A 17,943-nucleotide genomic window follows, 5' to 3' on the forward strand; every position below is an offset into this window, starting at 1 on the left:
CCCTGCTGGCCCTGTGCATGGGCACTTCGCTGGCCTGGGCCGACGACAAGCCGCTGATTCAGGAAGGCAAGAAAACCCTGTTCCAGCGCGTCCTCACCACGCCGGGCTGCGCACTGAGCAGCAGCGCGGGTGGCGCCGCCGGGGCGGTTCAGCCGACATTCAGCCGTTTCTACGTGTACGAGCGGGCCGACGCCGGCAATGCCCAGTGGCTCAAGGTCGGGCCTGACAGCTACGGCAAAACCATCGGCTGGCTGCCGGCCAGTTGCACCACGGACTGGAAGATGCAGCTGACACTGGCCTTCACCAACCCGGCCAACCGTGATCGACTGATGTTCTTCAAGGACCGCGCCACGCTCGAAGGCATCCTCGACGCGCCCGACCCGGTGAGCAAGGTGGCGCCGCTGCGGGCCAAACTCAAACAGGGCACGCTGGCGCCGGGTGTACTGGCCCAGGAGCCGGAATACTTCGTCGACCTGCACAAGCAGTTCTACCTGCTGCCGGTGTTGAGCGGCGAAGAAGTCATGACCGAAGAAGGCTTCCGCACGCGTTTGCTCAACGTCTCGTCGGTGAGCAAGGCCGAGGACAAAGCGGTGCAAGCGGCCCCCGCCAACGCCGCTGACGCGGGCGCGGTGAAAACCAGCCAATTGAAAGAATTCAGTGCGGCCGTGGTGTTTGTCATCGACTCCACCATCTCGATGGACCCGTACATCGACCGCACCCGCGAAGCGATTCGCAAGGTCTACAAACAGATCGAAAGCGAGAACCTGGGCAATCAGGTCAAGTTCGGCCTGGTGGCGTTTCGTTCCAACACCCAGGCGGTGCCGGGGCTGGAATACGTGACCAAAATGTACGCCGACCCGAACAAGGTCACCGGCAGTGAAGACTTTTTGGCCAAAGTCGCGGACCTCAAGCAAGCCAAGGTCTCCAGCAAAAGTTTCGACGAAGACTCGTATGCCGGTGTGATGCACAGCATCGAGAAGGTCGACTGGTCACAGTTCGGCGCCCGGTATGTGGTGTTGATTACCGACGCGGGTGCCCTTGAAGGCGATGACAAGCTCAGCAGCACCGGGCTCAGCGCCGATCAGGTTCGCCTTGAAGCGGCCAACCCTGGCGTGGCGATTTACACCCTGCACCTCAAAACCCCGGCCGGGATCAAGGATCACGGCAAGGCCGAGGCGCAGTACCAGAACCTGTCCACCTACCCCGGCACCAACACCTCGCTGTACTACCCGGTCAATGCCGGTGACGTGCAGGCGTTCGGTCAGAAGGTCGATGCGCTGGCCGGTGCCATCACCGCGCAGGTCAAGGCCGCCTACATGGGCGATGACGCCATCGGCAGCGCGTTGAATGCCAAGCAGGACGTGGCTGTTCAGAAAGATCCGGCCGAGCAAAAAATGCTCGATGACGCGGCCTTGATCGGTCATGCCATGCAACTGGCGTATCTGGGTGAAAAAACCAACAGCCAGGCGCCGCCTGTGTTTGAGGCGTGGATCACGGACCGCGACCTGATCAAGCAAAACATCCCCACCACCGATGTGCGTGTGCTGCTGACCAAAGCCCAGCTCAGCGATTTGAGCGACGTGATGAAACAGATTCTGGACGCGGCCAACGAAGGGTTGATCTCACCGACGGAAATGTTTGATCGCCTGCGTTCGGTCGCGGCGACCATGGGCGCCGACCCCAACCAGCTCAAGCAGAACGGCAACGCCAAGTTGGCGGACATGGGCGTGCTCGGTGAGTACCTCGAAGACCTGCCGTACCAGAGCGAAGTGCTCAACCTGGACGAAGAAACCTGGAAGAGCTGGGACGGTCTGGCGCAAGAACGCTTTATCCGCAACCTGAGCACCAAACTGCGCCACTACCAGCGTTACAACGCGGACGTGGACCGTTGGGTGGCCCTGGCCAAAGACAGCGATGCACGGGACAACGTGTACCCGGTGCCGCTGGAAATGATGCCTTAACGGGACGCCCATGCTCGATATTCAGGACATGTGGGTGCGCCGGGGCAGCGGCGCCCAGGCGCACAATGTGCGTTTGCCGACGTTGCAGGTGAAGCCCGGAGAAATTCTGGCCATCACCGGCGAAAGCGGCTGCGGCAAAAGCACCCTGCTCGAAGCCATCGGCTTGTTATTGCAGCCCGTGGAGCTGGGGCGATTTCGCCTCGGCCCGGCGACGGCCTCGCTGGATATCGCGCAGATGCTTGCCGCGAATGACCAGCCCGGTTTGTCGGCCGTACGCTCGCGGCACTTGGGGTTCATCCTGCAAAGCGGCGGCTTGCTGCCGTTCTTGAGCGTGCGCGACAACATCAGCCTGCCCCGCCGCTTGCTCGGCATGCCCGCCGACAGCGCGCAGGTGGATCGGGCCGTGCTGGCACTGCGCCTCGACGGTTTGCTGGGCAAGCTGCCCCAAGCCTTGTCCATCGGCGAGCGCCAGCGGGTGGCCTGTGTGCGGGCCATCGCCCATGAGCCGCAGGTGTTGCTGGCCGACGAACCGACGGCCGCGCTCGACCCCCACAGCGCCCGGCGCCTGTTCGAATTGTTACTGAGCCTGGTCAATGAGCTTGGCTTGAGTGCGCTGGTGGTGTCCCACGATTGGGCGCTGGTGCGCGACTTTGGCTTACCGCGCCTGGGCGCGATCAGCCGTCAGGGAGAAACGCTGTTTGAAGCCATGGATTAGCCGTCTCGGCCTGCTCGGCAAGCTGGCGGTCGACGACCTCTGGCATGACCGTAAGGTGTCGTTTTGCATTGCTGCCTCGCTGGTGGCAGTGATTGCGCCGCTGTTGCTGCTGTTTGGCCTCAAGCACGGCGTGGTCAGCCAGTTGCAGAACGAACTGCTCAGCGACCCGCGCAACCTCGAAGTGAAAATGCTCAGCAGCGGCAATTACGACGCGGCCTGGATCGCGCGGTTGCGTGAGCAACCCGAAGTCGGCTTTGCCATTGGCCAGACCCGCTCGCTCAACACCCAGGCTGATTTGCTGGTCGGCCTGCAGCGCTTTGTCGAAAACGCGGAAATTATCCCCAGCGAGGCCGCTGACCCGTTGCTCAACCTGCCGCAGATCCACCTGAGCGGCCAACAAGTGATCCTCAGTGACCGCGCCGCGCAACGCTTGCAGGCCAAGGTCGGCGACAGCGTGCGTTTGCGCGCAACCCGGCGTCTGGACGGCATCAACGAACGCGGCGAACTGACCTTGCAGGTGGTCGCGGTGCTCGACGCCGCCCGTTTCGGCCGGGCCGCGGGGTTTGTCGCGCCACCGTTGCTGCTGGCGCTGGAGCGGTTTCGCGACGGTTATCAGGTGCCCGCGTTCGGCCTCGACACCGGTCAGCCACTAGGCCACCTGCAACCGCTCTACGCCAGGGCGCGGGTGTACGCCCGCGACGTGGATGGCGTCGCGCCGCTGGAGCGCTGGTTGAACGGGCAGAACATTGAAACGTCCAGCCGCCTGGCCGACATCGACAACGTCAAAGCCATCAACCACGTGCTGGGTCTGATTTTTGGCGTGATCGCCGGGGCGGCGTTGATCGGCTGCATTGCGTCGATGATCGGCGCGTTTCTGGCCAACATCGACCGCAAACGCAAAAGCCTCGCCGTGCTGCGGCTGCTCGGTTTCAGCAGCCCGGCGGTGGCGGGGTTCGTGATCGCCCAGGCGATGCTGTTAAGCCTTGCCGGGTATCTCGGCGGGCTCGCGTTTTACGGGGTTGGCAGCCTGCTGTTCGACCACCTGCTCGGCAGCAGTCAGGCCACGGGCACCTTTGTTTGTCACATCACTGTCTGGCACGGGCTGGCGGCCCTGCTGATTGCACTGTTGGTCGCTGCACTGGTCGCCGTGATCGGCGCGCTGCGGGCCATCAGCATCCAACCTGCGGAGAGTTTGCGTGAGCTATAAACGTGTTGTGTTGCTCGCATCCCTGAGCTTCGGCTACTTGCTTAACGCTTCGGCGGCAGGCTGGGACGAGAAGTATTTCAACCCTGTGCCCGACGCCAGTGACGTGGTGCTGCCGATGCCGTGCGACGGCTCGATGGTGTTTCGCAAGGTGTTCATCCCGGTCACCGGCCCGCTGGACGATTACCCGATCAACATTGGTCAGGACAGCCCGGACTGGGGTTATGTCGAGCAAAAGCGCCCCGCGTTCATTGCGGGCAGCTTCACCGGTGCCAAGAACGACAAGTCCCGTTACTACCTGATGGCCAAGTACGAGATGAGCCAGTTGCAGTATCAGGCGCTGACCGCCGAGACCTGCCCGACCCCGTCGAACAAACTGCGCCTGCCGCAGGTGGCGGTGAGTTGGGTGCAGGCCATCGATGCCGGGGACAAGTACAACCTGTGGTTGCGTAAAAACGCCGCCGACAAACTGCCGAAAGAAGATGGTGCGCTGGGCTTCCTGCGCCTGCCCACGGAGACCGAGTGGGAATTCGCGGCCCGTGGCGGGCTGGAAGTCGGCGCGGCCGAGTTCAGCGACACGCGCTACCCGATGCCCGACGGCCTGAATGCCTATGAGTGGTTTGGCGGCGCGCAGTCGTCCAACGGCAAGCTGCAACTCTCAGGGCTGCAAAAGCCTAACCCGCTGGGCCTGCACGACATGCTCGGCAACGCCGACGAAATGATGTTTGAACCCTTCCGCCTGAACAAACTGGACCGCCAGCACGGTCAGGCCGGTGGTTACGTGGTGCGCGGCGGCAACTACCTGACGCCGCAGGCCGATCTTCGCACCGCGTTGCGCAAGGAAGAGCCGTACTACAACGCTGACGGCCAGGTGAAAAACAAAACCACCGGTTTGCGCCTGGTGCTGGTGTCGCCCACCCTGACGTCCCGCGAGCGCGTGGGCAGCATCGAGAAGAGCTGGAAAAAACTCGGCACGGGCGCCCAGCAAGGGGACGCGTCGCAGGACAAAGGCACGGTTCAGGAGTTGAACAACCTCGCTTCCGCGGTGGAAGACAAAGCCCTCAAAGAGAAGCTGCAAGCGCTGGAAAACCAGCTGCGCGCCAGCAACCAGCAGCAGGAAGAGACCCGCGACCAAGCCATTCGCGCCAGCCTCAACCTGGGCGCTTTCCTGTGCACCAAGATGCTTGATGACGGCCGCTACCTGGATTTCTTGCAGAAAAACTACGCACTCAACTGTGAATCCGAAGACAAAGACCCGAGCTGCGACATGCGCAAGGGCAAGCTCGACGAGCAAAAGGACCGCCTGCACAAACTCAGCCGCTATTACGCCAGCAGCCTGGTGGAGTCCGCGTCCTTGTACGGCCAGCCGTTGCTGGAGCCGCAAGTGCCGGTGATGGAAGAAATCATCAGCCAGAACAAACAACTGCAAGAACTCAAACCGTACCTGCGCACCCACTGGGCCAATCAGAAGACCTACCTGCAAAAGCAGAAGATCGACACTGACGCCTGGCTGAGCAGCTGCAAGTCCGTCACCCAATAAGCCCTGAAACCCGCTTCAACAAGGAGAAATACAATGATGCGCCGCCTCTGGTCCTCTTCGAAGTTACTGGTCAGTTTCATGCTCACCGCCAGCGTGCTGCTGACCGGTTGCGCCAGCACTGGCAGTGGCATGTTGGGTTCGGGCGCTCCGGCACCCGATCCGCGCCTGACCCAGGGCACCGATGCCGAGTTTTTCAGCAAGTCGGGCTATCAGGCGTGCGCCATGGGCGCGGGGGCTGCGGTGTTGACCTGTGCCCTGAGCAACTCCGGGAATAAAGCGGTGTGCATGATTGCCGCAGGCGTGGCGGCGTGTGGGGTGGCGATGGGGGCCAACTACTACGTGGATCAGCGTCGTAGCGAATACGCCAACACCACGCAGCGCTTGCAGAAGTACAACAGCGACGTGCAGTTGGACACGCAAAAGGTCGTCACGCGCACCGCCACGGCTCAGCAAGTGATTAACGATGACAAGGCGCAGATCGCCCAGATCAAACGCGACCTGGCCAGCAAAAAAATCGACAAGGCTCAGGCGCAACAGCAGATTGCCGCGATCGACAGCAACATCGATCAACTGCGCAGCGAAGTGAAAAACATGCAGACCAAAGTCGCGGGCTACAACGACGTGGTGAAAGTCGAGCGCGCCCAGGGCAACGCCCCTGAGTTGAAGCAGATCGACGCCAACATTTCGAAGATGAACGAGAAAGTGGCGAGCCTGCAAAAAGAAGTCGATGGCTTGTACAGCCAGCGTTCCGCGATCACGTTGGGTTGAGACCATGAACGTACGATTGATGCTAGGGGTGGGCGCGTTGCTGGTGTTGTCCGGTTGCGCCACCCAACCGGGTGAATGCGATGCCACGAACCGTGATGCCAGCCTGTTCACCAAAGTGAACTGCGACGCGGGCGGCGGTTACAGCGAGCAAATCCGCCAGAACGAGGCGGCGCTGGCCAAATCCCAACAAGAAAACGCGATGTTCCATCAGGTGTACCAGGACATTGCCGCGCAACAGGCGGCGTCGCGCAATGACTTGTTGGCGCAGCAGAAGTCCCAGGCGGCGCTGAACCAGTCCCTGAGCCAACTGCTGGGTTCGCTCAAGACCCGCAGCGGCAACAAGGCGCAGGTGCAGCAGCAAATTGCCGCGCTTGAGCAGCAGCTCAAAGCCGCGCAAGCCAAGCCCGCCAGCACCGGCAACGCCAAGCAAATGGCGGCCAAGCAACAGGAACTCAAGGCGCTGCAAAAGAAAGTCAACCAGCTGCAATTCAGCCTCGGTTACGAATAAGCCCTTCTGCTTGACCCGGTCGGCAGCCTGGCGCTGCCGACGTCTTTTTCAGGAATTCACCCCATGCAGCGCATTACCCGGGACGAGCACGCCACGCCACACGGACTGGACGCGCTAAAAGACAAAATCGCCCTGATCCTCAAGCACTTCCCGCCGTCGGTGGCCAGTGTCTACGCGATCCCGCGCATTGGCAGTGGCGACGTGGTGGAGTGGTGGACCGAGCTGGGCGGCCAGCCCACGCGCTTTCATGACTTGAATGAAGACCAGCAGGCGGCGTTGCTGGAGCGCTATCGCCAGCGGCAGGAAACCCTCGGGTTACTGGCCGATGAACTGGTCACCCGCGGTCAGCCGGAGCAGGCCGCCAGTTTGCGTACCCTGATTGGTGCGCCCGATCTGAACAACCTCTACAGCATCAATGGCGATCCGGTGGTGGTGCGCTGGGGGTTGCAGGCACAACCCGCGGTGGCGACCCCGGCGCCTGCGCCCGTAGCCGCACCCGTTGTGGTGCGGCGCCCACGGCGTCTCTGGCCGTGGTGGCTGCTGGCGCTGTTTCTGCTGCTGGGCCTGTTGCTGTGGGCGTTATGGCATTGGCGCTTGCCGCCGATGAACCTGTTGCCGGTGCAGAGCAATCCTGTGTGCCGTGCCAGCACGCCGCAAGGCAGCGAGTTGCCGCCTGAGTTTGTGGTGATCCTCGACACATCGGGTTCGATGAACCTCAACATCAACGCGACCAAGGACGATGAGGACTGGTACTTCAAGAGCCGTCCCCAGCCCGAAGACAATGACCCGCGCACGGTGAAAATCTTCGCCCCGCAAACCCGTCTTGACGTCGCGAAAACGGCGCTGACCGGGATCATCAACAACCTGCACCCCGACATCGACACGCGGCTGATGACCTTTGCCGGGTGTTTCCGCCAGCCCGACCACGGTGTCTTCAGCGCGGCGCAGCGCCCGCAGTTGATCACCGGGATTCAGGGGCTGAACGCCAACGAAGGCACGCCGCTGGCGTCGAGCCTGAAAAAGGCGGCCCGGCAGGTCAATGGCCGTGATCGCGACGCGGTGATCGTGATGTTTGTGGACGGCGACGACGGCTGCAATGAAAACGTCTGCAAGGTGGCGCAGCGCATTGCTGTCGAACAACCGCGGCTGCGGGTGAATGTGGTCAATATCGGTGACAGCTCGCTGTCCAACTGCATTGCGGAAAACACCGGCGGCAGCATCTACTCCAGCCGTAACGCCAGCGACTTGGCCAACGCCCTCAAACATGCCACCCAGGCTGTTTCAGAGTGCGAATGACCCTGTCGTAGCGTGAGGCCGGGCGCGCCAGCCTCACGCCAGCCGCCGCACGTCGGGCAGCGCCATGGCGGCGACTTCTTGCTGCAAGAAGCCGCTCAGGCGGCGTAAGCGCTCTCCGCCGGGCCGGGTTTTTGGCCACACCAGGTAGTAGTTTTCGCCGCTGGCCACGGCGGTTGGAAACGGCAGGCTCAACCGCCCCTGTGCGACGTCCTCGGCCACCATCAGCAAGTCGCCCATGGAGATGCCATACCCGCGCGCCGCCGCGATCATCCCCAGTTCGAGGGTGTCGAACACCTGCCCGCCCTTGAGCGACACCTGCCCGGTCAGGCCCTGACAGTCCAGCCAGCGGCGCCAGTCGCGACGGTCAGGCGTGGGGTGCAGCAACTCGGTGCCCGCCAGCCGTGAGACATCCCACGGTTGCTCGTCGAGCAGGTTGGCCGCGCCCACCGGGATCAGCATTTCCGGGAACAGCAAGGTGCACTCCCAGTCAGGCGGGAAGTGGCCGTTACTCAGCAACACCGCGCAGTCGAACGGCTCCTGATTGAAATCGACATGGTCGATGTCCATCCACGCGCTGGTCAGCTGGACTTCGTTGCCCACCTGCAAGTGGCGAAAGCGGCTGAGTCTGGCCAACAACCAGCGCATGGTCAGGGTCGACGGTGCCTTCATGCGCAAGATGTCATCTTCTGCGCGCAAGGTGGTGCAGGCGCGCTCCAGTGCGAGGAACCCCTCGCGCACGCCCGGCACCAGTAAGCGTGCGGCTTCGGTCAGTTGCAGCGTGCGGCCATTGCGCTGGAACAGTCGACAGGCAAAGTGCGCCTCCAGGGTTTTGATGTGGCGGCTGACGGCGCTTTGGGTGATGGATAACTCATCGGCCGCACGGGTAAACGAGCTGTGACGGGCAGCGGCTTCAAACGCGCGCAAGGCATACAGCGGAGGAAGGCTACGAGACATGAGGAATATTCCATGTATACGAGAGGTTTATGCGGGCATAAAGGTATTTGATATGAGTTTTAATCATGCCATAGATCGTTTTTATCCCTTTGCTTAAATCACTGAAGGCGCCGAGAATCCAGCCTTTCAACGTATCTTAAGAATTCATACCGATGACCAAACAGCATTCTGCACGTATCGAACTCGGCGCCATCATGCGGTTGGCTGGGCCGCTGATTGCTTCGCAGTTGGCGCACATGCTGATGGTGCTCACCGACACCCTGATGATGGCGCGCCTGAGCCCCGAAGCACTGGCGGGCGGCAGTTTGGGGGCGGCCAGTTATTCGTTCGTGTCGATTTTCTGCCTGGGGGTGATTGCCTCCGTGGGCACGCTGGTGTCGATCCGCCAGGGCGCGGGCGACATCGAGGGCGCGACCCGTCTCACCCAGGCCGGCGTTTGGCTGGCGTGGGGGCTGGCGCTGGGCGCCGCATTGATCCTGTGGAACATCAAGCCGGTGTTGCTGCTGTTCGGGCAAACCCCGAGCAACGTCGAAATGGCTGGTCAGTTCTTGTTGTTACTGCCTTTTGCACTGCCCGGCTACATGACGTTCATGGCCTTGCGCGGCTTTACCAGTGCGATGGGCCGCCCGGTGCCCGTGATGGTCATTAGCGTCATCGGCACCGTGGCCAACTTCCTGCTCAATTACGCGCTGATTACCGGCATGTTCGGCCTGCCCAAACTGGGGTTGATGGGCATCGGCCTGGTGACGGCGATTGTGGCCACGGCCATGGCGCTGGGGCTTGCCTGGCATATTCATCGGCACCCGGCCTACGACGCCTATCCGCTGCGCAAAGGTCTGTCGCGGCTTAACGTGCCGTACCTGCGCGAACTGTGGCGCCTGGGCTTGCCCATCGGTGGCACCTACGCGGTGGAAGTCGGGTTGTTTGCCTTTGCAGCCTTGTGCATGGGCACCATGGGCAGCACGCAACTGGCCGCGCACCAGATCGCGCTGCAAATTGTGTCGGCTGCGTTCATGGTGCCCGCGGGCATGTCGTATGCGATCACCATGCGCATCGGTCAGCATTACGGCGGAGGCGATTTGTTGCGCGCACGCCTGGCGGGACGGGTCGGGATCGGCTTTGGCGCGGCGACCATGCTGTGCTTTTCGGTGGTGTTCTGGTTCTGGCCCAAGGAGCTGGTCGGCCTTTTGCTGGACTACGACAATCTGGCGTTCCGCCCGGTGTTCGAGCTGGCGATGAGCTTGCTGGCGGTGGCGGCGTGGTTTGAGCTGTTCGACGGTGCGCAAACCATCGCCATGGGCGCGATTCGCGGGCTGAAAGACGCCCGCACGACCTTTCTCGTCGGCCTGTTCTGCTACTGGGCCATTGGCGCGCCGCTGGCCTGGTTGCTGGCGTTCACCTTCGACTGGGGCCCGGCGGGCGTTTGGTGGGGGCTGGCATTGGGGCTCGCGTGCGCGGCCATCAGCCTGACTCTGGCGTTCGAGTGGAAGATGCGGCGCATGCTCAGGCGTGCGCACAACGCCGCGATCCGCCTGTAGGGGTAGCCGAGCCTCGCGACGTTAGCGCGAGGCCGCCTCGCGCTTGCCCATGGCCTGGCTCAAGAAGGCCACCAGTTCGGTCAGTGGCAAGGGCTTGCTGATGAAATAGCCCTGTACCTGATCGCAGCCAAAGCTACGCAGCAGGGCCAGTTGCTCGGGGGTTTCGACTCCTTCGGCGACCACTTCCAGCTTGAGGTTGTGCGCTAGGTTGATCATGGCGGGCACCAGCTTGCGGTTTTCTTCGCGACTCTCCATGCCGCCGACGAAACTTTTGTCGATTTTCAACAAGGCGATCGGCAGGCTGTTGAGGTGCACGAAAGAAGAAAACCCCGTCCCGAAGTCGTCCAGCGAAAACCTCACGCCCAGCCGCCCCAGCGCATCCATCGTCTGCTTGACCAGGTCGCTGCGCCGCATCACGGCGGTTTCAGTCAGTTCGAATTCCAACCACTGCGCCTCGACCCCGCGCTCGCTAATCAAGCGGCTGAGGGTGGAGAGCAACTGGCTGTCCTGAAATTGCCTGAACGACAGGTTGACCGCCATGTGCAGCGGCGCAAACCCGTGTTCGCGCAGGGCTTGCATGTCGCGCAGCGCCCGGGAAATCACCCAATAGCCCAGCGGCACAATCAACCCGCTTTGTTCGGCCAGCGGCACAAACTCGCTGGGAGCCAGCAGGCCACGTTCGCCGTGACGCCAGCGCACCAAGGCTTCAAGGCCGACAATCTGCCCGGTGCCCAAATCCAGGCGCGGCTGGTAATGCAGCTCCAGCTCGTCGCGGCGCAGGGCGCGGCGCAGTTCGCTTTCAAGGTCTGCCAGGCTGCGGGCGTTGCGGTTGATGCGTTCATTGAACAGGTGAAACGTGCAGCCTTGCGTGCTCTTGGCCTGCTGCATGGCGATGTGCGCATGCCACATCAGCGGATCGGCCCCGGCGTTGGCGCGCGCATGGGCGATACCAAGGCTGCAACCGATCAACAGGCTTTCGCCGTCAATCCAGTAAGGTTCGGCCAGCGCTTCGGTGATGCGTTCAGCGATCTGCTCGGCGCGTTCGGGGGCGCGGCGGGTGTCGATCAACAAGGCGAATTCGTCGCTGCCCAGTCGGGCCAGTTGATCGCCCGCTTCCAGCTGGCTTTTGAGCCGGGCCACCACTTGCAGGATCAGGCGATCCCCCGCCTGGTGCCCAAGGGCATCGTTGGCGTGGCGAAAGTTGTCCAGGTCCAGATGCCCGAGGGCGATGCCGCGGCCTTCACTTTCCGCCAGACGCACGGCCAGCAGGGTCTGAAAGCCCTGGCGGTTGGCGATGCCGGTCAGCGGGTCTTCTTCGGCCAAGCGCTGCAAGGTGTGTTCGAGTACGCCGCGCTCGCGAACATGCCGCAGGCTTCGGCGCAATAAATCGGTCGTCAGGTTGGACGCCACGAACCAGTCGCTGACCCCTTGCGGCGAGGCATCGGGTTCAGCCTCCAGCAGCAGAATGGTCGATAACCGGCAACGGCCCGGTGCGGGTTGTAGCGCGGGGGTGGTGAGCAGCAACGCATTGCGGTCGTTTTCGAACAGATAACTGACCGATTCCCAATTCGGCGCACACACAAGAACGGCAACGGTTTTTATGGGCGCCAGACACTCGCGCAACAACGCTGCCCAAGAAGGCTCTTCGGCCAATAGCAGCAAACGCAAGGGTTCGACAGGCGTAGACAAGCTGGCTCCCTAGACTCTGCAGTAATTTCAGGCGGTGAGCATTATGACGCGCCGACGACCAATGGCAAATGACATTGGTTATCAAATACATATTTGTGGTCCACCTCTCACGGTAGCCTCAAATCCGCCCGGCATCCTGCGCGAAAGTAACAAAAGCAGCAAATTTAGACAGAGTGCTACGTCACACTGTCGCAGAGTGGCAGCAATATTTGCTCAGCCTGTTAAAATGCCCGCCCTTTTCAGATACGACCCCCTGACTCGTCATGTCCCGACTCAATCCCCGGCAGCAAGAAGCCGTGAGCTACGTCGGCGGCCCTCTTTTGGTGCTCGCCGGCGCGGGCTCGGGCAAAACCAGCGTGATTACCCGCAAAATCGCGCACTTGATCCAGAACTGTGGCATCCGCGCCCAGTACATCGTCGCCATGACCTTTACCAACAAGGCGGCGCGCGAGATGAAGGAACGGGTCGGCACATTGCTCAAAAAGGGCGAGGGCCGTGGCCTGACAGTGAGTACGTTTCACAACCTGGGGCTCAACATCATCCGCAAGGAGCATGCGCGGCTGGGCTACAAGCCGGGTTTTTCGATCTTTGACGAAGCGGACGTCAAAGCGCTGATGACCGACATCATGCAGAAGGAGTACTCGGGCGACGACGGGGTCGATGAAATCAAGAACATGATCGGCTCGTGGAAAAACGACCTGATCCTGCCTGCCAAGGCCCTTGAGGACGCCCGCAACCCCAAGGAACAGACGGCCGCCATTGTCTATACCCACTACCAGCGCACGCTCAAGGCGTACAACGCGGTGGACTTTGACGACCTGATCCTGTTGCCCGTCAAGCTGTTCGAAGAGCACGCCGACATCCTTGAAAAGTGGCAGAACAAGGTGCGCTACCTGTTGGTGGACGAATACCAGGACACCAACGCCAGCCAGTATTTGCTGGTCAAGTACCTGATTGGCACGCGCAACCAGTTCACCGTGGTGGGCGACGACGACCAGTCAATCTACGCCTGGCGCGGCGCCCGCCCGGAAAACCTGATGTTGCTCAAGGACGATTACCCGTCCCTGAAAGTGGTGATGCTGGAGCAAAACTATCGCTCCACCAGCCGCATCCTGCGCTGTGCCAACGTGCTCATTTCCAACAACCCGCACGCGTTCGAGAAGCAACTGTGGAGCGAGATGGGGCATGGCGATGAAGTGCGGGTCATTCGCTGCCGCAACGAAGACGCAGAAGCCGAGCGTGTGGCGGTTGAAATCCTCACGTTGCACTTGCGCACCGACCGGCCCTACAGCGACTTTGCGATCCTCTATCGCGGGAACTATCAGGCCAAACTGATTGAGCTGAAATTGCAGCACCATCAGATTCCGTATCGTCTGTCTGGCGGTAACAGCTTCTTCGGACGTCAGGAAGTCAAAGACCTGATGGCCTATTTCCGCTTGATCGTGAACCCGGATGACGACAACGCCTTCCTGCGGGTGATTAACGTGCCGCGCCGGGAAATCGGTTCCACGACGCTGGAAAAACTCGGCAACTACGCCACCGAACGCAAGATTTCGATGTACGCGGCCACCGACGAAATCGGCCTGGGCGAGCACCTCGACACCCGTTACACCGACCGACTGGCACGCTTCAAGCGCTTCATGGACCGCATCCGCCAGCAGTGCGCGGGCGAAGACCCGATAGCCGCGCTGCGCAGCATGATCATGGACATCGACTACGAGAACTGGCTGCGCACCAACAGTTCGAGCGAGAAAGCGGCGGACTACCGCATGGCCAACGTCTGGTTTTTGGTCGAGGCGTTGAAAAACACCCTCGAAAAAGACGAAGACGGCGGCATGACCATCGAAGAGGCCATCGGCAAGCTGGTGTTGCGTGACATGCTCGAACGTCAGCAAGAAGAGGAAGACGGCGCCGAAGGCGTGCAGATGATGACCTTGCACGCGTCCAAGGGCCTGGAATTCCCCTACGTGTTCATCATGGGCATGGAAGAAGAAATCCTGCCGCACCGTTCCAGTATTGAAGCCGACACCATTGAAGAAGAACGGCGCCTGGCCTACGTCGGGATTACCCGCGCACGTCAGACGCTGGCGTTTACCTTTGCCGCCAAGCGTAAACAGTACGGCGAGATCATCGATTGCGCGCCTAGCCGCTTTCTGGATGAGCTGCCCCCGGACGACTTGGCCTGGGAAGGTAACGACGACACCCCTACCGAAGTTAAAGCGGTTCGCGGAAATACGGCATTGGCCGATATACGCGCCATGCTTAAACGCTAAAATCGACTATTTTTCACTCTACCTTCAGCGCATAAGCGCTATTTGAGGACGTTACGTTGGAAGCACTGCACAAGAAAATTCGCGAAGAAGGCATCGTGCTTTCCGATCAGGTTTTGAAGGTCGACGCCTTTTTGAACCATCAGATCGATCCGCAATTGATGAAAGAGATCGGCGACGAGTTCGCGCGTTTGTTCAAAGATGCGGGCATCACCAAGATCGTCACCATCGAAGCGTCGGGCATTGCGCCTGCGGTGATGACGGGTTTGAACCTGGGCGTGCCGGTGATTTTTGCCCGCAAGCACCAGTCGCTGACCCTGACTGAGAACCTGCTGACGGCGACCGTTTACTCGTTCACCAAGCAGACCGAAAGCACCGTTGCGATCTCGCCGCGTCACCTGAAAAGCACCGACCGCGTGCTGGTCATCGATGACTTCCTGGCCAACGGCAAGGCTTCGCAGGCACTGATTTCGATCATCAAGCAAGCGGGCGCCACGGTTGCAGGCCTTGGCATCGTGATCGAGAAGTCGTTTCAGGGCGGCCGTGCCGAACTGGACGCTCAGGGTTATCGCGTTGAGTCGTTGGCTCGGGTCAAGTCCCTGACCGACGGCAAAGTGACCTTTATCGAGTAAGGCGTTGCCTCTTTAACCGCTGGCCACGCCGTGCGCCGCCAACGGTTAAAGCACGTGCGTGCCTGTGTTTCAGTGCGGCTTGGCGGTTGCCTGTAAACCCGCCAGCAGCAAGCGCTGATACAACTCTTCGCGCAGGCCAGTGGGCTTTGCCAGTTGCATGCGCGCCAGGTGCTCCGGGAAGGCATGGGGCGCGGGTGCGTCCAGCGTGGCCTTGCCCAGTTCATAGATCTGCGTGAGTTTGAATTTGCTCTTGAGCCAGTTCAGGGCTCGCAGCAGGTCTTGCTCCTGCGCGCTGAAATCACAGCCCAGCGGGTACTCCGGGAACAGGTGCGGATGGCGCGCGGCGATGGCGTGCAAGCGCTCCGGGCTGTTGTTGGCAAAGCGCGGATCCAGGCAAAAGTCTTTGGGCAGCTTGCCGATGTGCTGAGCCTGCTCGATGAGCTCGGTCTGAAAGCGTGAGTCCGTAATGTTGAGCAAGGCTTCGATGACCTTGCGGTCTGTTTTGCCGCGCAAATCAGCGATGCCGTATTCGGTGATCACGATGTCGCGCAGGTGGCGCGGGATGGTGCAGTGCCCATATTCCCAGACGATGTTGGAACTCACCTCCCCGCCCGACTCACGCCAGCTGCGCAGGATGATGACCGAGCGTGCGTCATGCAGGGCGTGCCCCTGCGCGACAAAGTTGTATTGCCCGCCCACGCCGCTGAGTACGCGGCCGTCTTGCAGTTGATCGGCCACCCCGGCGCCAAGCAAGGTCATGGTGAACGCGCTGTTCACAAAGCGCGCGTAGCGGCGTTGCAGGCGTTTCAATGCTTCCTGGCCGTACAGCTCGTTGATAAAGCTGATGGCGGTCATGTTGAATTCGCTGCGTTTGCTGTGAGGCACCTCCCGCAGGCGTTGGTAAAAACTGGCCGGGCCGAGGATGAAGCCGCCATGCACGCACACCCCGTCAGTGTGCAGGCTCTCGTCAAGCATGCCCGCGTTGGCGAGCGCCTGACGTTCGGCGTCCGGGTACACCTTGCGCCGCACGATGCCCGCGTCCACCAACACCATCAGCCCGTGTACAAACATTTCACTGCAACCGTACAAGCCTTGGGCGAAGGGCACGATGCCGCCCTCTGCTTCGATCAGGTTGTGCCAAGGGCTGATGTCCAGGTCGTCGAGCAAGGCGCGATAGCCTGCGTTGTCGGCCTGACGTGCCAGTAATGCCGCCACCAGCGCATCCCCCATGGCACCGATCCCGATTTGCAAGGTGCCGCCATCGCGCACCAGGGTGCTGGCGTGCAGGCCGATAAAGTGGTCTTGCAGGCTCACCGGCATATTGGGTGTGGAGAACAGCGTGGTGCGCTCCTCCTCCTCGATGAGCAGGTCAAAATCGTCGGCTGTCATTTCGGCGTCGCCGGGCATGAACGGCAGGTCGCTGTGGACGTGGCCCAGCATCAGGATGGTCTCGCCCGCGGCCCGACGCTTGGCGATCATCGGCAGCAGATCCAGGGTGATGTCGGGGTTGCAGCTCAGGCTCAGGCGATTGGCATCCTGCGGATCACGGGCGATGAGTTGCGCGACCAGATTCAAGCCATTGGCGTTGATGTCGCGGGCGGCGTGGCTGTAATTGCTGCTGACGTAGTCTTGTTGGGCCGACGGGCTGTTGAGCAGGCTGCCCGGCTGCATGAAGAATTGCTCGACGTGGATGTTGTCCGGGAGGCTGTTGCGGTGCAGGTCGGCGAGGTAGTCCAGCTCAATGTAGTCGCCAAACACCCGCTCGATGAACGGTTCGAGAAACTGCCTTTGCAGCCCTTCGCCCAGAGGCGGGCGGCCAAGGCTGAGGGCGGTGTATATCGTCAGTCGGCGTTCGGGCAGTTGCCTGATGCGTTGGTAGAGCGCGTTGACGAAGCGATTGGCCTTGCCCAGACCCAGCGGTAAACCCAGGTGAATATGCGAGGGAAGCCGCGCCAATACGTCATCGACTGCGCGCTCGATTGAACAGGACTGCACCATCTGATCCTCCAAAACCATCCATGTGTAGAGATGTGACTGAGAGTGACGGGTATTGGTTGCACTGACCAAGACTAACCCCGACCGGCCTGCCCGGAACAGGAACAGCGTGTTTAACCCACGCTGTGGATTTCGCCGGTTTCCGGCAAGCGCACGTTGATCGAAACATACACAGGCGCACGGTGGGCAAGGCCGGGAAACCACACAATGGCGTCTTGATAGTCGGGCGGGTAGACGGGGTTGACCAGCATCGTGTCGGCCTGATTGGAGGGCGGGAACACCCAGGCGGCCGGTTTGAGGGATGCCCCTTCGAGGGGCGCAAGGGGGGCGATGGCCGACGGGTCGGGTGCGGGTTTCCAGCTTATTTCAAGGCCGTTGCCCACGCGGGCGACCCGTTGTTCAGCGTGCGCGTGTGCCGCGATGACGGGGACCCGCTGCCATTCTCTTTTGGTGCCGGTATAAAAACCGTAGGCGCTGATGGCGCCGTCGTGCAGATGTTTGACGGTCAACCTCACACGCGTGTTGCCTTCCGTGAGTTGGCCATATTGCTCGTGACGGTAGAACGCGCTGTCCCCCGAATTGGTGCTGGGCATCAGCACGGTGACGACGACCCGGCTTCGCGGTGGGGCCTTCACGGCCAGGCTGCCCTGCAGGCGGGCGGCGAACAGCCTGGCGCTGAGAGAGCCGCCAATCCAGAGCAAATCCGTATGGTCACCGGCAATGCGGGTGTCGGTGCCCAGCACGGCAAATTCGCCGTACTGGGTCAGCGCCTCCACGGGGACGAACTCGTTGTAATTGCTGAAGTCCATCAGCCCGTCTGGCAGCGCACACGACTTGGCGAACACGCTGCCGCGTGCCATCCCTGGCGGGCTT

General features: G+C 61.5%; 14 protein-coding genes. 10 read left to right on the forward strand and 4 right to left on the reverse strand.

Annotation, left to right across the window (positions count from 1 at the left end; all coding sequences use genetic code 11):
• Positions 1–17: 17 nt before the first annotated feature.
• The 7 genes from V6F78_RS07285 (at position 18) to V6F78_RS07315 (ending at position 7,992) form a co-directional block, all read left to right on the forward strand.
• Positions 18–1,961 (forward strand): vWA domain-containing protein, encoded by a 1,944-nt coding sequence (locus tag V6F78_RS07285; RefSeq protein ID WP_332727050.1) that lies wholly within the window; start codon positions 18–20, stop codon positions 1,959–1,961.
• Positions 1,962–1,971: 10 nt separating this feature from the next.
• Positions 1,972–2,676, forward strand: coding sequence for an ABC transporter ATP-binding protein (locus tag V6F78_RS07290; protein WP_169839496.1), 705 nt, complete (start codon positions 1,972–1,974; stop codon positions 2,674–2,676).
• Complete coding sequence (locus V6F78_RS07295; protein WP_048375183.1) at positions 2,660–3,883, forward strand: ABC transporter permease; 1,224 nt, start codon at positions 2,660–2,662, stop codon at positions 3,881–3,883. The genes V6F78_RS07290 and V6F78_RS07295 overlap by 17 nt, the downstream gene beginning before the upstream one ends.
• Positions 3,873–5,420: a formylglycine-generating enzyme family protein gene (locus V6F78_RS07300; RefSeq protein WP_047278829.1), complete on the forward strand. Its 1,548-nt coding sequence runs from the start codon at positions 3,873–3,875 to the stop codon at positions 5,418–5,420. The genes V6F78_RS07295 and V6F78_RS07300 overlap by 11 nt, the downstream gene beginning before the upstream one ends.
• 33 nt (positions 5,421–5,453) lie before the next feature.
• Entirely contained in the window at positions 5,454–6,188 is a 735-nt protein-coding gene (locus V6F78_RS07305; protein ID WP_047278827.1) for a hypothetical protein, read from the forward strand.
• Between the two features lie 4 nt (positions 6,189–6,192).
• Positions 6,193–6,696: a lipoprotein gene (locus V6F78_RS07310; RefSeq protein ID WP_047278824.1), complete on the forward strand. Its 504-nt coding sequence runs from the start codon at positions 6,193–6,195 to the stop codon at positions 6,694–6,696.
• 63 nt (positions 6,697–6,759) lie between these two features.
• Positions 6,760–7,992, forward strand: coding sequence for a VWA domain-containing protein (locus tag V6F78_RS07315; protein ID WP_070412870.1), 1,233 nt, complete (start codon positions 6,760–6,762; stop codon positions 7,990–7,992).
• Between the two features lie 33 nt (positions 7,993–8,025).
• On the opposite strand, the gene V6F78_RS07320 is transcribed toward V6F78_RS07315, so the two are convergent.
• Positions 8,026–8,946 (reverse strand): LysR substrate-binding domain-containing protein, encoded by a 921-nt coding sequence (locus V6F78_RS07320; protein ID WP_332726919.1) that lies wholly within the window; start codon positions 8,944–8,946, stop codon positions 8,026–8,028.
• Positions 8,947–9,098: 152 nt separating this feature from the next.
• Between V6F78_RS07320 and V6F78_RS07325 the strand changes: the two genes are divergently transcribed.
• On the forward strand, positions 9,099–10,484 hold the full coding sequence (locus V6F78_RS07325) for a NorM family multidrug efflux MATE transporter (RefSeq protein WP_048375178.1): 1,386 nt from the start codon (positions 9,099–9,101) through the stop codon (positions 10,482–10,484).
• Between the two features lie 21 nt (positions 10,485–10,505).
• On the opposite strand, the gene V6F78_RS07330 is transcribed toward V6F78_RS07325, so the two are convergent.
• Positions 10,506–12,173: a putative bifunctional diguanylate cyclase/phosphodiesterase gene (locus tag V6F78_RS07330; protein ID WP_047278816.1), complete on the reverse strand. Its 1,668-nt coding sequence runs from the start codon at positions 12,171–12,173 to the stop codon at positions 10,506–10,508.
• Between the two features lie 263 nt (positions 12,174–12,436).
• Between V6F78_RS07330 and rep the strand changes: the two genes are divergently transcribed.
• Positions 12,437–14,446 carry a DNA helicase Rep gene (gene rep, locus V6F78_RS07335; protein WP_047278813.1) on the forward strand — a complete coding sequence of 670 codons (2,010 nt, stop codon included), beginning with the start codon at positions 12,437–12,439 and terminating at the stop codon, positions 14,444–14,446.
• A gap of 56 nt (positions 14,447–14,502) precedes the next feature.
• Positions 14,503–15,075, forward strand: coding sequence for a xanthine phosphoribosyltransferase (locus V6F78_RS07340; RefSeq protein ID WP_047296491.1), 573 nt, complete (start codon positions 14,503–14,505; stop codon positions 15,073–15,075).
• Between the two features lie 69 nt (positions 15,076–15,144).
• On the opposite strand, the gene V6F78_RS07345 is transcribed toward V6F78_RS07340, so the two are convergent.
• Entirely contained in the window at positions 15,145–17,073 is a 1,929-nt protein-coding gene (locus V6F78_RS07345; protein ID WP_332726920.1) for an acetyl-CoA hydrolase/transferase C-terminal domain-containing protein, read from the reverse strand.
• A gap of 110 nt (positions 17,074–17,183) precedes the next feature.
• The gene (locus V6F78_RS07350) at positions 17,184–17,930 is read right to left on the reverse strand and encodes an S-type pyocin domain-containing protein (RefSeq protein ID WP_332726921.1); all 747 of its coding nucleotides are present in this window, start codon (positions 17,928–17,930) and stop codon (positions 17,184–17,186) included.
• Positions 17,931–17,943: the final 13 nt, after the last annotated feature.

The organism is Pseudomonas sp. ESBL9 (assembly GCF_036668715.1).
Classification (GTDB): Bacteria; Pseudomonadota; Gammaproteobacteria; order Pseudomonadales; family Pseudomonadaceae; genus Aquipseudomonas; species Aquipseudomonas lundensis.

Coding starts and splice junctions, on each gene's coding strand:
- V6F78_RS07285 (WP_332727050.1), top strand. CDS start 18: ATGGGCACTTCGCTGGCCTGGGCCGACGACAAGCCGCTGATTCAGGAA.
- V6F78_RS07290 (WP_169839496.1), top strand. CDS start 1,972: ATGCTCGATATTCAGGACATGTGGGTGCGCCGGGGCAGCGGCGCCCAG.
- V6F78_RS07305 (WP_047278827.1), top strand. CDS start 5,454: ATGATGCGCCGCCTCTGGTCCTCTTCGAAGTTACTGGTCAGTTTCATG.
- V6F78_RS07310 (WP_047278824.1), top strand. CDS start 6,193: ATGAACGTACGATTGATGCTAGGGGTGGGCGCGTTGCTGGTGTTGTCC.
- V6F78_RS07315 (WP_070412870.1), top strand. CDS start 6,760: ATGCAGCGCATTACCCGGGACGAGCACGCCACGCCACACGGACTGGAC.
- V6F78_RS07320 (WP_332726919.1), bottom strand. CDS start 8,946: ATGTCTCGTAGCCTTCCTCCGCTGTATGCCTTGCGCGCGTTTGAAGCC.
- V6F78_RS07325 (WP_048375178.1), top strand. CDS start 9,099: ATGACCAAACAGCATTCTGCACGTATCGAACTCGGCGCCATCATGCGG.
- rep (WP_047278813.1), top strand. CDS start 12,437: ATGTCCCGACTCAATCCCCGGCAGCAAGAAGCCGTGAGCTACGTCGGC.
- V6F78_RS07345 (WP_332726920.1), bottom strand. CDS start 17,073: ATGGTGCAGTCCTGTTCAATCGAGCGCGCAGTCGATGACGTATTGGCG.
- V6F78_RS07350 (WP_332726921.1), bottom strand. CDS start 17,930: ATGGCACGCGGCAGCGTGTTCGCCAAGTCGTGTGCGCTGCCAGACGGG.